A 14,628-nucleotide genomic window follows, 5' to 3' on the forward strand; every position below is an offset into this window, starting at 1 on the left:
TCGCGGCGTCCGCCCGGACGCCGCGTGAAGTCTGCCACAATCAGGCTGATCTATCGAGGCGGGCATCGAGGCGAGGCAGGGAGTCACACGGTTGAACGCACGTCAGGAGTACCGGCCCACCTACCAGACGAGCCTGGTCGACCCGTCGGACTTCTGGGGCGCGGCCGCGGCCGCTGTCAGCTGGGATGTTCCCCCCACACAGATCATCGAACCCGCCGCGCGCCCGACCGCGCGCTGGTTTCCGGACGCCCGCCTGAACACCTCCTACAACGCACTCGATCGTCATGTGCGCGATATCACACCGTTAGAGCCCTCGACAGCGGCCGAACCGAGTCGTGATCACTTCGATACCGGATCGACCTCCGATCGAGCCCCCGCCGATCTCGCCGCGGACTTCGAACCGACCGGTGGCCGCGCCGATCAGCCCGCCCTGATATACGACTCCGCTATGACGGGCGCCACAGTCGTCTACACCTATGCCGAACTACTCGCCGAGGTGGCGCAGTTCGCCGGGGCGATGCTGCGACTGGGTGTGCGCACCGGCGACCGCGTGGTCATCTATATGCCGATGATCCCCGAGGCCGTCGTCGCGATGCTGGCCTGCGCGCGGATCGGGGCGGTGCATTCGGTGGTGTTCGGCGGATTCGCCGCGCACGAACTGGCCGCCCGCATCGATGACGCCGAACCGGTGTTGATCATCACCGCCTCCGGCGGCCTGGAGCCGGGCAAGCGCCTGGAGTACCCGCCGATCGTGTTGCAGGCGCTGGATCTGGTGCGCACCGTCGCGCCCCGGCACGTGGTGGTCAAACAACGTCCGGGTTTCCCGGCCCTGCGTTTCGCGGCGCCGCAGCCCGCCACCGAAAATCTCCCGGGTTCCGCGGAAAGTGTTGCCGCGCAATGGCTGGACTGGGAGGACATGATCGCCGACGCCGAACCGGCCGATCCGGTTCCGGTCGCGGCCACCGATCCGCTCTATATCCTCTACACCTCCGGCACCACCGGAAAACCCAAGGGCGTGGTGCGCGACAACGGCGGTCACGCGGTCGCGCTGATCTGGTCGATGCGCTACATCTACGACCTGGCCCCGGGCCGGGTCATGCTCACCACCTCCGATATCGGCTGGGTGGTCGGGCACTCCTACATCGTCTACGCGCCGCTGCTGATCGGCGCGACGACCGTGCTCTACGAGGGCAAACCCGTCGGCACCCCGGATCCGGGCGCGTACTGGCGGATGGTCGAGCAGCACAACGTGCACGTGATGTTCACCGCGCCGACCGCGCTGCGCGCCATCCGCCGCGCCGATCCGGACGCGACCGCGGCCCGCCGCTACGATCTGTCCGGTCTGCGCGCCCTGTTCTGCGCCGGTGAGCGGCTGGATCCGGCCACCTTGGAATGGACCCGCGACGTGGTGCTGGCCGATCACCCGGACTGCCCGGTGGTGGACCACTGGTGGCAGACCGAGACGGGCTGGCCGATCTGCGCGGATCCCCTTGGCCTGCAAGAACTTCCGATCAAATCCGGTTCGGCCTCGTTGCCGGTGCCCGGTTACCGGCTACGGGTGCTGGACTACGAGGGCGACGCGGTCGCCGCGGGCACCGAGGGCAATATCGTGATCGGCCTACCGCTACCCCCGGGCACACTCACCGGCCTGTGGGGTGACGACGACAGATTCGTCCGCTCGTACCTGTCCGCCTTCCCCGGCCACTACCTGACCGGCGATTCGGGCTACTTCGACGAGGACGGGTACCTCTACGTCCTGGGCCGCAGCGACGACGTCATCAACATGGCCGGGCACCGCCTCTCGGCCGGGGGGATCGAGGCCGCGGTCGCCGGACATCCCGCCGTCGCCGAATGCGCCGTCATCGGCATCCCCGACGAACTCAAGGGCCAGCGCCCGATCGCGTACGTGGTGCTCAAATCCGACGGGGCCGGACAGACCGTCGAGATCGATCCGGAGGTGCTGCGCGCGGAGCTGACCGCCCGGGTGCGCGAGCAGATCGGCGCCATCGCGACGCTGTACGACGTCATCGTGGTGCAGGCGCTGCCCAAGACCCGCTCCGGCAAGATCCTGCGCAAGACCATGCGGCAGATCGTCGCCGGTGAGGAGTGGGAGATGCCCGCCACCATCGAGGATCCGGCGGTGCTGATCGCGCTGGAGGATCAGATCATCGCGGGCGATCGGCCCGAGGGTCCCGCCGACGCGAGCAACGACTCCCCCGTCCGGTCCTCATAGTCTTCTCAGGATCGGTTCACAGCTGTCCCATAGCGTGTTCCTAAGGTTTCGACTGTTTCCCCGAGCCGAAGGAATGCACATGATCAACTCGCGTAACCGCCGCCGCACCGGAACCGTCCTCGCGATCGGCGGCCTGGCCACCGTCGCCGCCCTGCTCTCCCCCGGCCTCGCCGCGGCCGCGCCGATGGATATGGTTGCGCCCCTTCTCGATTCGACCTGCACCTTCGATCAGGTGGATCGCGCGCTGCACGCGAAGAATCCGCAGCTGGCCTCGATCCTGGACCAGAATCCCAGTCAGAAGGCGCAGCTGCGGGCGAAGTTCAACGAGCCGATCCAGCAGCGTCACGCGGAGGCGCAGCAGTATCTGGCCCAGCACCCCGAGATGCAACAGCAGGCGCAGAACGATCCGCGGGCCTCCGGCCTGAGCAAGACCATCCAGGCCGTCGCGGACAGCTGCCACAACTACTGACGATCGTTGTTCCCGGGCCCGGCCCGCCCGCCCGTGCAGAATGGGACTGGTGACGAGCCACGACACTCCGACGGTTCTGCTGGTCGACGACGACGAGGATCTATTGGCCTCGGTCGAGCGCGGCCTGCGGCTGTCCGGGTTCCGGGTGATCATCGCCCGTGACGGCGCACAGGCGCTGCGCAGCGTCACCGAGCAGGCCCCCGACGCGCTCGTCCTGGACATGAACATGCCGGTCCTGGACGGCGCGGGGGTGGTCACGGCGCTGCGGGCGATGGGCAACGAGGTGCCGATCTGCGTGCTGTCCGCGCGCAATTCGGTGGACGACCGGATCGCCGGACTGGAGTCCGGCGCCGACGACTATCTGGTCAAGCCCTTCGTGCTGGCCGAACTGGTGGCCCGGATCCGGGCGCTGCTGCGCCGCACCGACACCGCCGTGCCGCTGGCCCCGGGCGCGATCACCGTGGGACCGCTCGAGATCGATGAGGCCGGTTATCGCGCCCTGCTCGACGGTCGCGAAATCGAGCTCACCAAAAGGGAATTCGAACTGCTGTCGACCCTGGCCCGCAATGCCGGAGTGGTGTTGAGCCGGGAGCGGCTGCTCGAATTGGTGTGGGGTTACGACTTCGCGGCCGATACCAATGTGGTCGACGTCTTCGTCGGCTATCTGCGTCGCAAACTCGAGGCCGACGGCACGCCGCGACTACTGCACACCATCCGCGGCGTCGGTTTCGTGCTGCGAGCGCCGAAGTGAACGACGCGCCGCGGCCCCGCCGGCAACGCCGCTCCTATTCTCTGCGCACCCGCGTCGCGGCCGCGGCCGCCCTGGGCGCGATCATCCTCACCGCGCTGCTGGGCTGGCTGTCCATCGTGGCCATCCAGCGCAACGCGATCACCCAGGCCGATCAGGAATTGAATGTGGCCTCGCGGATCGTGTTGATGCAGCCGGTGATCGCGGCGGGTGTGCTGTCGGTGGTCACCCCGAGCCGGGATCTGGTGGTGACCGTCCGCGACAACGGCGAGGTCGCGGCCTCGACCCTGATGCGGCTGCCGAAACTGGATCCGGGTTCGCACACCGTCACCATCGACGACACCCCGTACCGGATCATGACCACGACCGAGAATCAGCAGCCCGGCCGCGTGGTCTCGATGGGTATTCCGCTGAACGACGCCTATCACGCGACCGGTCAGCAACGTCGCTGGGTGTTGTCCGCGGCCGGCCTGGCGATGGTCGCCGCGGCGGCGCTGGGCTGGATGTTCGGCGGCCGGGCGGTGCGGCCGATCGTGGATCTGACCCGGCAGGTCGGCGAGCACAGCGGGACCGGTGAGAGCCGCGCCCCGGTGAACGGCTCGGGCGTGCGTGAGGCCGAACAGCTTGCCGACGCGGTGAATTCGCTGTTGGAACGGGTGCGCGCCGCACAGGCGGAAACGGCCGCGGCCCTGGAGACCGCCCGCGATTTCGCCGCGGTCTCCGCCCACGAACTGCGCACCCCGCTCACGGCGATGCGCACCGATCTCGAGGTGCTGCGCACCCTGGACCTGGACGCGGAGCAACGCGCCGAAATCCTCGCCGACCTGCAACGCAGTGAAACCCGCGTGGAGGCGACCCTGGCCGCCCTCGAGCGCCTCGCCGCCGGTGAACTCACCAACGAGCGCGATCACGTGGAAACCGATGTCGGCGATCTGATCGATCAGTCCGCGCACGACGCCATGCGGCACTTCCCGGAACTGACCGTGACCATCGATACCGATCCGGAACTGATCATCTGCGGCCTGCCCACCGGACTGCGCCTGGCGATCGACAACGCGCTCACCAATTCGGCCCGGCACGGCGGCGCGACCCGGGCGCTGGTCGCCGCGCACCGCACCCCCGCCGGCGTGGTGATCTCGGTCGACGACGACGGCTCCGGCATCCCCGCCGACGAACGCGACGCGGTCTTCCAGCGCTTCATCCGGGGCAGCCGGGCCACCAAGGGCGGTTCCGGTCTGGGCCTGGCACTGGTCGCCCAGCAGGCCCAGTTGCACGGCGGGCGAGCCTATTTCGAGGACAGCACCCTGGGTGGTGTGCGGCTGGTGCTGGAATTCCCGGACCGGTGATCACCCGCGCGGGTCCGGGCCGAGTGGTTCCGAACGTCTAGTTGACGACGTTCAGCAGGTCGATGACGAAGACCAGCGTCTTGCCCGAGAGCGGATGCCCCGCCCCGGCCGGACCGTACGCCTGCTCCGGCGGAATGGTGAGCTGTCGGCGACCGCCGACCTTCATCCCCGGAATGCCCTCCTGCCAGCCCTGGATCAGGCCACGCAGCGGGAAGGTGATGGATTCGCCACGGCCCCACGAGGAGTCGAATTCCTCGCCGGTGTCGTATTCCACGCCCACGTAGTGCACCTCGACGGTGCCGCCGGGAGCCGCCTGGGCGCCCTCACCCTCGACAAGGTCCTTGACCACCAGAGTGCTCGGCGCCGGGCCGTCCTGGAATTCGACTTCGGGCTTGGTCATGCGTCCTCTTCCGCTCGTTGGGTTGGCCGACGCCGACAGATCGGCGAAACGGCCAATTAACTGTTCACCATATCGTTGCTCACGAAACCCGAAACTTGGTGCGGGCTGTGTCACCGGCCTCCGCTCGGCCCCAGCGGGCCGGAAACCTCCCGAAGGCTCGACTCTTCCCTCGCCCGCTGTGTCTTCGGCCTCCGCTTCGCTCCGGCGGGGACAGCGCCTTTGGCCTCCGCTCCGCTCCGGCGGGTCGGGGCCCCCTAAGGCTCGATTCTTCCCTCCTCCGCTCCTCCGCTGTGTCTTCTGCCTCCGCTCCGCTCCGGCGGGTCGGGGCCCCCGAAGGCTCGATTCTTCCCTCCTCCGCTCCTCCGCTTCGCTCCCCCGCTCCGTCAGTCCAGAATCGAGCCGGGCCCCGACCCTTGCAGTCGGCGTTATCCGGAGTTGGCGGAACTGGATGACCACAGGGGTCGGCGTTGTCCATGTCAGTGGCAGGATTGGGCACCGTGGCCGACGTGATCGATATCGAAGACCCCGCAGACCCGCGGGTCGCGGCGTTTCGCGACCTCAAATCCGCGGACCGGCGGCCGGATCTGCCCGGACGGCAGGGGTATGTGATCGCCGAGGGGGTCGTGGTGGTGCAGCGGATGCTGGGGTCGCGGTTCGCGCCGTTCGGTTTGCTGGGGGTCGGGCGGCGGTACGAGGAGTTGGCCGGGGATCTCGACGGCCGGGATGTGCCGTACTACCGGGCGAGCGCCGAGGTGATGGCCGAGATCGTCGGATTCCATCTCAATCGCGGGGTGCTGGCCGCGGCGCGGCGGCCCGCCGAACCGGAGCTGGCGGAGATCCTGGCCTCGGCGCGCACGGTCGCGGTGCTCGAGGGCGTCAACGATCACGAGAACATCGGCTCGATCTTCCGCAACGCGGCCGGGCTCGGCGCGGACGCGGTGCTGTTCGGCGACCGCTGCGCGGATCCGCTGTACCGGCGCGCGGTGCGGGTGTCGATGGGACATGTGCTGCGGGTGCCGTTCGCCCGCCTCCCGACCTGGCCGGACAGCCTGGAATTATTGCGCGACAAGGGTTTTCAGATCGTCGCATTGACGCCGGAGCCGTCCGCGACCACACTGGCTCGCGCGCTGACCGGTGACCGGGTGGCGCTGCTGCTCGGGGCAGAGGGCCCGGGACTGACCGAAACGGCCATGGCCGCCACCGACATTCGCGCCCGCATCCCGATGACGCCGGGCACCGATTCGCTGAACGTGGCCACCGCCGCCGCGATGGCCTTCTACGAAAGGGTGCGCAACTCGTGAACCAACCTCCGAGCGCCCGCTACGGCGGCTATTCCGAACCGACGCCGTGGGCCGCCGGAATCGCGGTGTCCGTACTGGTCGCCCTGCTCGCCACGGCCGGAGTGTACGCGTTCGGAGCCGCACTGGCACAGGTCCATTGGACGCTGGCCGTCGCGGTGAACCTGGTCGCGGCCGGTGGCGCGGCCCCGAGCGCGTGGCGCTGGCGCACCGCGCCGGTGATCCGGTGGATCCTGCTGGGCGTGGCCGTCGGCGTCGTGCTGGGCTGGATCGCCCTGTTGATCGTCGCGCTCTCGTCCTGACTCACGCCTGCGCGCGCACCCGATCGCCGGATCTGCCACGCAGCCAACCGAACCAGCGCCCGCCGCCGTGCGACTCCAACTTCGGCTCCTCGGGCCGGATCACCACCGGCGCCTGCCCCTTCGGAAACAGACTGAATCCGCAGACCGGCACGTCGGCGGGTTCGAGCGGGCCGCCGTGATCACCACCGCGATAGTGGAATCCGAGCCATTCGGCATTGGCCCCATCGGCGAATTCGGTCGGATCGAAGGGCAGGGTTTGCGGGTCCGGGAATTCGCCGGGCAGCAAACGCAGCGGATGCTCCCCCGCCCAGTACGAGCGCTCCCACACCTGCGGCAACCCCTCGTCCTCGAGGATGTCGACCCGGGTGGAACTGAACGAGCGCCGGAATTCCCCACGCTCCCAATGCGCGAACGCACCCCAGCCGTGCGCGACGTCGTAGGAGATCAGATAGGTGTGCTCGGAGGCCAGCGGCCGGACCAGCAACTCCGGCAGCCGCGTCGGGCGGGCCACCGCGGCCTGGGTCGTGCACACCACGGTGACGCCGGGATAGCAGCCGATGTAGATCGAACCGGGATCGGGCCCGGCCCAGACCTTCATACTGCCGGAGGCGGCCGGGACCACATCCAGGTCGGGATTGAGTTGGCGGGCCAGGGCCAGCGCGGCGGCCGGATCCGGATCCGGATGATCGCGGAGCACCGCGACCGGGTCGGATGCATCGACGTACCAGAGGGACGAAGCAGTGGACGGCACTTGCGACACCTCCCGATTCTCGTACGGGTAAGCATAGCTACCTCGCAGCAATCACGGTGTCCATGACGTCCGACCTCGTGATCTGCCCGGTGCCCACCCCGAACAACTAGGGGCTCACAGAAAAATCTACTCTCCGGCACACCGAAACGGTGCACTTCGGATCAGGTACGCGCGTGTCAAGAGGGGTTTCGCCAACCGCATCCGGTCTTGTGCTATCGGGCAAACTCCCGGGAATCCGATCTCGAATCCGGTGTGGCGCTGGATCAGTGACCCGAGCTGCGCACGCCCAGCAGCACGTCCTCCCAGGACGGCATGGGCGCCTTGCCCCGCTTGGCCTTGGGCCGGGCCTGCTTGGCGGGCGGCTTGCTCTCCTCCGCGGCGGGCTGCGCGCCGGTGGACTTCGCGGCCGCGGCGGGCGTCGACTTGGCCGCGGGCGCGGGCGTCGACTTCGCGGCGGCGGGGGCCGGAGCCTTCGCGGCCGGAGCGGCGGGTTTGGCCGGTTCGGCGGGCTTGGTCACCTTCGCGGCCGCGGGCTGCGCGCGTTCGGGGGCAGGTGCGGGTGCGGGCTCGGCCACCTCCCGCGACGGCGGCGCGGCCGGAGTCGGCTGTTCACGCTGCTCCCGCGCGGGCGCGGCGTACTCGGCGGCTGGCGCCTGCGGTTCCCGTGCCGGTGCGGGCGGGGTGGCCGGAGCCGACTTGGCCGCCACCGGCACCGAACTGCCACCGACGGCACGCTTCTCGAAGTACTCCTCGGCCTCGGCCTCGCGCTCGGTGACCGCGGCGGGCTCCTCGCGCGGCGGCGGCGTCGGCGCGACCGGCGTGACGGGCTCGACCGGTGCGGGCTGTTCGGCCGCGGGCTCGGGCAGGATCGTCGCCAGGCCGCGCAGCGCCCGGCCGAAATCGGGATCGACCAGGTCGTTGGCCGGATCGTCCAGCGGCGTCACCGAACCGCCGTGCGCGTCGGGCTGGAAACGCCAGTGCGCGGCGATCACCGAACGCCCTGCCTGCCACTGCAATTGGGCGACCCAGTAGCCCTTCTCGTCCTTCCAGGCATCCCATTCGGCGATATCGATGTTGTGGCCGCGCTCGGCGAAGGCGGCCGAAACCACATCGATGAGAGTTTCCACGGCCGGACCGTCCTTGCGGACCGGATGCGCCTTCTGCGCCAACTCGGCGGCTCGCGCGCGCTCCAACAGCACCGGATAGGCGAACCGCTCGACGCGGCTCAGCGGCATTCCGGATTCCTCGGTCACCTGCTCGACGGAGGCGCCGGCACGGATACGGGCCTGGATATCGCGAGGACGCATGGTTGCCTCCGTTTCGATCTCGATCTGGCCGAATCGGGCGAGGTCTCCTCGGGCGGCAGCGCGCAGTTTCTCGTCGGCGGCGAGCCGATACTTGGTTCCGGACTCGGGATCGATGCACACGATGTGCGCGGAATCGGGCGTCAAACCGATCACTCGAAGCTCACGCACCGGTTACCTCCCTTTATCGCCGCGTTCATCACAGCAAGGCTCGCGACACCGCCCACGTTCTGGAACAGTAGTGCACTTCTGAGATTCATGTGGCAGGACACGCGCGCGGAAATCTCTCGGCAGACTTCCGCGCGCGCTATCGTGTTCAATTCAGCCCGCTTCGATCAGCATGTCCGCGACCGGGCCGGATCGCCATTCGATGGCCGAAATCCGCTGACGAAACATCCCGGCGCCCCCTGCTGTATGTGCTTACTTCGCGATCTCCCCGACAACCCAGTCGATACTACGCGTCAACTGCGTGATGTCCTCGGGATCGATCGCCGGGAACATCCCGATGCGCAACTGGTTGCGGCCCAGCTTCCGGTACGGCTCGGTGTCCACGATTCCGTTGGCGCGCAAGATCTTCGCCACCTGCGCGGCATCCACCGAATCGGCGAAGTCGATGGTGCCGACGACCTGCGAGCGATGCGCGGGATCGACCACGAACGGGGTGGCGAATTCGCTCGACTCGGCCCAGGTGTACAGCCGCGACGAGGAATCCAGGGTGCGCTTGACGGTCCAGTCCAGGCCGCCGTTGCCGTTCATCCACTCGATCTGATCGGCCAGCAGCAGCAGCGTGGCCAGCGCCGGGGTGTTGTAGGTCTGATCCTTGGAGCTGTTGTCCACCGCGATCGGCAGCGACAGGAATTCGGGGGTGAACCGGCCCGACTCCTTGATCTCCGCGACCCGCTCCAGCGCCTTCGGGCTCATCAGCGCGATCCACAGGCCACCGTCGGCGGCGAAGCACTTCTGCGGGGCGAAGTAGTAGACGTCGGCGTCGGCGACGTTCACCGGCAGCCCGCCCGCGCCCGAGGTGGCGTCGATGGCGATCAGCGCATTGTCCGAACCGGCCGGGCGCTGCACGGGCACCGCGACACCGGTGGAGGTCTCGTTGTGCGCCCACGCGATGAGGTCGGCCTGCGGGTCGGCGACCGGCTCCGGCGCGGTGCCCGGATCGGTCGAGACGACGATCGGATCGCCGATGAACGGGTTCTTCTTCGCGACCGTGGCGAACTTCGAGCTGAACTCGCCGTAGGTCAGGTGCAGCGAGCGCTCCCGGATCAGACCGAACGCGGCCGCGTCCCAGAACGCGGTGGTGCCGCCGTTACCGAGCACCACCTCGTAGCCCTCGGGCAGCGAGAACAGCTCGCGCAGCCCCGACCGCACCCGCGCGACGACATCCTTGACCGGCTTCTGCCGGTGGCTGGTGCCGAACACCGAAGCACCGACCTCGACCAGGGAACTGAGCTGTTCCGGGCGGACCTTGGATGGTCCGCAGCCGAAACGTCCGTCGGCTGGTTTGAGTTCGGCGGGGATGCTCGGCAAGGCAGCGGTCATATCCGCAAGCCTAATGGCCCGCCGCCGCCCGCGACACAGGTGGGTGCGGCGTCCGCGCGAAGCCATCGAGCTAATCGGGACCGACTCCGTACATATTTCCGAAATGCCATGATGCGGCCGATATTTCGGATACCTTGGAGCGATGCGTGAGCGCGCTGGCGAACAATTAGCACCGGTGATCTCGAGCACTCGTTCCGGCCTGCTGGATCGCTGGTGGGCGCGGCTGGGATCGGGTCGATTCGCGATGCGGCACGGCGCGCTGTCCGAACCGGCGCAGCGCGAGGTGCTACTGCGCGGGGTGGCGGGTACCGCGACGATCCTCGGGGTGCGGCCGTGCCGGATGCCACCGTTCGCCGGGCCGCCGGTGGTGCGGGACGGTGCGGCGAGCGGTCGCGCGGTGTCGGGTGGGCGGGGTGAACCGGGGCACCGGTTCTGGATACGTCTGCACATCGAGGACGACCCGCCGCACGAGACCCGGATCCGGCAGCGGGTCGGCGCGACGGACCTGTCCGCGATGCAGCCCGGCGACGTCGTCGGCTGCCGCGTCGATCCGGGCGATCGCGACCGCGTGGTGCTCTACGTCCCCGGTCCCGAGGAGACCACCCGGATCGGTATCGCCAAGATCCTCGCCAACGGCCGTCGCGCGGATGCGACGGTGCTCGCGGCCAGTCCCGTCGCCGCCGACTACTCCGGCCGCGACGATCCGGTGCTGCGCCTGGATCTGGAACTGCGGGCCTGGGACGAACCGCGACCCTGGTGGGTCCGCATCATCCAGCCCGTCCCGCTCGCGGCCATCGAACTGGTCGATCTGGGGAAACATCTGGAGGTCGCGTTCTTCACCGTCGACCGCGGTGAATCGGTCGCCGTCGACTGGGCGAGCTCCTGCCCGGAATGACCGCGCGCGCTACGGCAGATGAACGAATTGATAACCGGCGGAACGCAATCGGGTGACGGCCGCGATCATGCCCGGGGCCGTGGCGGATCGCGGGCGGTGCATGTGGGCGATGGAAATGGATCCGGGGACCACCGCGGCCATTTCGCGTTGGATCTGGGGGCTGCTGAAGGTGGCTCCGGCGTCGGCGTTGATGCTGAATCCCACCGGGGTCTCGCCGAGTTCGTGCACGATTCGCACGGCGATATCGTCGTAGTGGGCGGTTCCGGTGCGGAAGAAGCGGGGTGCGCGGCCGGTCAGCCGGATCAGTCGTTCGTGATTGCTCCAGACTTCGTCCACGGCCTGTTGCGCGGACGCGGTTCCGGCGATGCCGTAGGCCGAACGGCCGTTCACCGACAGCGGGCAGTGCCGGGTGCCGTGATTGCCGATCTCGAACAATGGATTGTCGGCGAGCGTTCCCGCGCGGCCGGGATCGGCGTCTATCCACCGTTGGTTCAGGAACAATGTCGCCGGAATGCGTTGGGAGATCAGGAAGTTCATCAGAACTTCATTCATCTCGTCGTTCCCGGGGCCGCCACAGGCATCGAAGGTCAGCGCCATCTGCTTACCGGCCGGGACGAACGTGGTGACGATGCCCGGCATCGCCATCGCCCAGGTCCGGGGCCGCTGCCCGGCGTGCTCGGCGGCCACCGCGGCAGGCCGACCGTCCGAAGTCGACTGTGCCGCAGGGGGATTCGCGGGCGCAACGACGGGCGTATCGGTGGTGACGGCGGACATCACCGCGGGCCCGTCGACGGCGGACAGGGGCTGCAACGTCGCATCGGACAATGTCGACGGCGTCGGCGAGGAACCCCACGCCTCGGCGCAGGCCGCACTCGCCAGGCCAGCGGCCGCCATCGCTCCCGCTGCCAGCAGCCCGCGCCGGGAGATCACTCGATCGAACACGGCACGGATCGTACGGGAAGTCCTGGCACCCGGCAGGTTTCGGGAATTCCGGGAAGTGACCGGTAGCACACGTGCGGGTTACGGACAGCACCGGCCGATCGCCGACACTCGGCCGCACCGATCCGAATTACGGTGCGGCACAAAGCCGCCCGCGCGTCAGCAGGCGCGGGCGGCTGCGCATGACACGCGCGGGCGACCGAAAGGTCTTACGTTACAGCTACTTTCCGGCGACCAAATCCCAGCCGGTGACCGACTCCGGGCTGCGCGGCGCGGGACCGGTGTAGATCGCCGCCGGACGCACCAGCTTGCCCAGTTGCTTCTGCTCCAGGATGTGCGCGCACCAGCCCGCGGTCCGGCCACAGGTGAACATGGCGGGCATCATGTGCGCGGGCACCTCGGCGAAGTCCAGGATGACCGCGGCCCAGAACTCGACATTGGTCTCGATGGCGCGATCGGGCCGACGCTCGCGCAGTTCGGCCAGCGCGGCCTGCTCCAGCGCGGCGGCCACCTCGTAGCGCGGCGCGCCCAGGCGCTCGGCGGTCGCGCGCAGCACCCGCGCGCGGGGATCCTCGGCCCGGTACACCCGGTGGCCGAAGCCCATCAGCTTCTCCTTGCGATCCAGAATGCCCTTGACCAGCGCACGAGCATCGCCGGTGCGCTCGACCTCCTCGATCATCGGCAGCACCCGCGCGGGCGCGCCGCCGTGCAGCGGACCGGACATCGCGCCGATCGCACCCGAGAGCGAGGCCGCCACATCCGCGCCGGTCGAGGCGATGACGCGGGCGGTGAAGGTGGAGGCGTTCATGCCGTGCTCGGCCGCGGACACCCAGTAGGCGTCGATGGCCTGAGTGTGCCGGGGATCCGGGTCACCCTTCCAGCGGGTCATGAACCGCTCGGTGACCGTGGTGCACTCGTCGATCTGCTGCTGCGGCACGGCGGGCTGGTAGATGCCGCGCGCGGACTGCGCGACGTAGGACAGCGCCATCACCGAGGCACGCGCGAGGTTGTCCCGCGCGGTCCGATCGTCGATGTCCAGCAGCGGCTGATAACCCCAGATCGGGGCGAGCATGGCCAGTCCGGCCTGCACGTCGACGCGCACGTCGCCGGTGTGGATGGGCAGCGGGAAGGGCTCGGCCGGGGGCAGGCCGTGGCCGAATTCGCCGTCCACGAGCAGCGCCCACACATCGCCGAAGGTCACCCGGTTGGCGACCAGATCCTCGATGTCCACGCCGCGGTACCGCAGCGCACCGCCGTCCTTGTCGGGTTCGGCGATATCGGTGGTGAAAGCCACCACGCCTTCCAGTCCACTGACGAAATCGGGAGGAACGGCGGGGCCGGCGGGTGCCGCAGCGCTGGTGGTCATGCCCGAGCCTCGCTAGCGCTCGGCTCCGGCCTGACCACCAAGGTGGCTGAGCCCTTTGTTCGCTCGCTGCGCTCGCTCATGCGGTGACTCTCCTTGCGATTCGGACCGCACGATCCAGGCGCGGCCACGGTATTTCACTACGACGCGCGAGGTTGCCGGAGGTTCACTCGGACGTTGCGCCACGCGCGTCGACCGATATGAACCTTAGTCCTTCTCTTACTGCGGAGTAACCTCTGCTTCATGCGCGACGAGGAGAATTCACCCGGTTCCGCGGAAGCCCGAGTGGGATTTCCCACTGGAAATTCGACCCCGACATACCCCGATGTGGGTGCGGCGATGCGCGCGGAAATGGATATCGCCGCCATGCGCGCGGAATACGGCGGCGATCCGGATCTGGACGAATCCTGGCTGTCGGACGGCTGGGAACCGTTGCTGCGCAACTGGATCGAGCAGGCCACCCGCGCCGGAATCGCCGAGCCGAACGCCATGGTGCTGGCGACGGTGGAGATGACCGGTGCGGGCCCGCGCCCGGCCTCGCGCACGGTGCTGTGCAAAGGGCTGTCGCAGGCGGGTGTGACTTTTTACACGAATTACGATTCGGCCAAGGGAAATCAGCTCGCCGCAATCCCCTATGCCTCGATCACGTTCGCCTGGCCCGCATTGGGCAGACAGGTGACCGTGCGCGGACCGGTACAACAGGTCGGCCCCGAGACCACGGCCGTGTACTGGCGCTCGCGCCCGCGCAATTCCCAGCTCGGCGCCTGGGCCTCGCAGCAGTCCCGCCCCGTCGCCTCCCGCGCCGACCTGGACCGTGCCCTGGACAAGGTCACCACCCGTTTCGAGGACGTCGAACAACTCCCGGTCCCCGCGAACTGGGGCGGCTACCTGCTCACCCCGGAAACCGTCGAATTCTGGCAGGGCCGCCGCAGCCGCCTGCACAACCGCATCCGCATCACCCTGGAAGTCGGCAACCCCGATATCTCGGCCATGAAGATAGAGCGCCTCCAGCCCTAGCCCCGAAGGGGCGAA

Annotated in this window: 14 protein-coding genes; 8 read left to right on the top strand and 6 right to left on the bottom strand. The window is 68.7% G+C overall.

Annotated features, from left to right (window positions below):
- The first annotated feature begins 91 nt into the window (after positions 1–91).
- The 4 genes from NRB20_RS11620 to NRB20_RS11635 all read left to right on the top strand — a co-directional run bounded on the left by NRB20_RS11620 (position 92) and on the right by NRB20_RS11635 (position 4,796).
- On the top strand, positions 92–2,233 hold the full coding sequence (locus tag NRB20_RS11620) for an AMP-binding protein (RefSeq protein ID WP_153410071.1): 2,142 nt from the start codon (positions 92–94) through the stop codon (positions 2,231–2,233).
- A 79-nt stretch (positions 2,234–2,312) separates the two neighbouring features.
- Positions 2,313–2,702 (top strand): hemophore-related protein, encoded by a 390-nt coding sequence (locus NRB20_RS11625; RefSeq protein ID WP_153410072.1) that lies wholly within the window; start codon positions 2,313–2,315, stop codon positions 2,700–2,702.
- A 40-nt stretch (positions 2,703–2,742) separates the two neighbouring features.
- Positions 2,743–3,453 (top strand): response regulator transcription factor, encoded by a 711-nt coding sequence (locus NRB20_RS11630; protein ID WP_153410073.1) that lies wholly within the window; start codon positions 2,743–2,745, stop codon positions 3,451–3,453.
- Positions 3,450–4,796, top strand: a complete 1,347-nt coding sequence (locus tag NRB20_RS11635) for a sensor histidine kinase (RefSeq protein WP_319944766.1) — start codon at positions 3,450–3,452, stop codon at positions 4,794–4,796. The genes NRB20_RS11630 and NRB20_RS11635 overlap by 4 nt, the downstream gene beginning before the upstream one ends.
- A 37-nt stretch (positions 4,797–4,833) precedes the next feature.
- Here the strand turns inward: NRB20_RS11635 and NRB20_RS11640 are convergent, their stop codons facing one another.
- Positions 4,834–5,196, bottom strand: coding sequence for an FKBP-type peptidyl-prolyl cis-trans isomerase (locus NRB20_RS11640; RefSeq protein ID WP_153410074.1), 363 nt, complete (start codon positions 5,194–5,196; stop codon positions 4,834–4,836).
- A 497-nt stretch (positions 5,197–5,693) separates the two neighbouring features.
- Here NRB20_RS11640 and NRB20_RS11645 point away from each other — a divergent pair, with 497 nt between their 5' ends.
- Together NRB20_RS11645 and NRB20_RS11650 are read left to right on the top strand one after the other, a co-directional pair.
- Positions 5,694–6,497 carry a TrmH family RNA methyltransferase gene (locus NRB20_RS11645; protein ID WP_319944767.1) on the top strand — a complete coding sequence of 268 codons (804 nt, stop codon included), beginning with the start codon at positions 5,694–5,696 and terminating at the stop codon, positions 6,495–6,497.
- The gene (locus tag NRB20_RS11650) at positions 6,494–6,796 is read left to right on the top strand and encodes a DUF2537 domain-containing protein (protein WP_319944768.1); all 303 of its coding nucleotides are present in this window, start codon (positions 6,494–6,496) and stop codon (positions 6,794–6,796) included. The genes NRB20_RS11645 and NRB20_RS11650 overlap by 4 nt, the downstream gene beginning before the upstream one ends.
- Position 6,797: 1 nt before the next feature.
- Here the strand turns inward: NRB20_RS11650 and NRB20_RS11655 are convergent, their stop codons facing one another.
- From NRB20_RS11655 to serC, 3 genes are all read right to left on the bottom strand, one after another.
- Positions 6,798–7,547, bottom strand: a complete 750-nt coding sequence (locus NRB20_RS11655; RefSeq protein ID WP_319944769.1) for a DUF6928 family protein — start codon at positions 7,545–7,547, stop codon at positions 6,798–6,800.
- Between the two features lie 263 nt (positions 7,548–7,810).
- Positions 7,811–9,022: a septation protein SepH gene (gene sepH, locus NRB20_RS11660; RefSeq protein WP_319944770.1), complete on the bottom strand. Its 1,212-nt coding sequence runs from the start codon at positions 9,020–9,022 to the stop codon at positions 7,811–7,813.
- Positions 9,023–9,271: 249 nt separating this feature from the next.
- Positions 9,272–10,399, bottom strand: coding sequence for a phosphoserine transaminase (gene serC, locus NRB20_RS11665; protein WP_153410076.1), 1,128 nt, complete (start codon positions 10,397–10,399; stop codon positions 9,272–9,274).
- 142 nt (positions 10,400–10,541) lie between these two features.
- Between serC and NRB20_RS11670 the strand changes: the two genes are divergently transcribed.
- Complete coding sequence (locus NRB20_RS11670; protein WP_227833420.1) at positions 10,542–11,294, top strand: hypothetical protein; 753 nt, start codon at positions 10,542–10,544, stop codon at positions 11,292–11,294.
- Between the two features lie 9 nt (positions 11,295–11,303).
- Here the strand turns inward: NRB20_RS11670 and NRB20_RS11675 are convergent, their stop codons facing one another.
- Entirely contained in the window at positions 11,304–12,236 is a 933-nt protein-coding gene (locus NRB20_RS11675; protein ID WP_319944771.1) for a polysaccharide deacetylase family protein, read from the bottom strand.
- 217 nt (positions 12,237–12,453) lie between these two features.
- A complete protein-coding gene (locus tag NRB20_RS11680) occupies positions 12,454–13,599 on the bottom strand; it encodes a citrate synthase 2 (protein ID WP_153410077.1) in 1,146 nt (381 codons plus the stop codon).
- A 363-nt stretch (positions 13,600–13,962) separates the two neighbouring features.
- Here NRB20_RS11680 and pdxH point away from each other — a divergent pair, with 363 nt between their 5' ends.
- Complete coding sequence (gene pdxH, locus NRB20_RS11685; RefSeq protein WP_153410316.1) at positions 13,963–14,613, top strand: pyridoxamine 5'-phosphate oxidase; 651 nt, start codon at positions 13,963–13,965, stop codon at positions 14,611–14,613.
- Positions 14,614–14,628 lie beyond the last annotated feature (15 nt).

The sequence above is a fragment of the Nocardia macrotermitis genome, from assembly GCF_009604405.1.
Classification (GTDB): Bacteria; Actinomycetota; Actinomycetes; order Mycobacteriales; family Mycobacteriaceae; genus Nocardia; species Nocardia macrotermitis.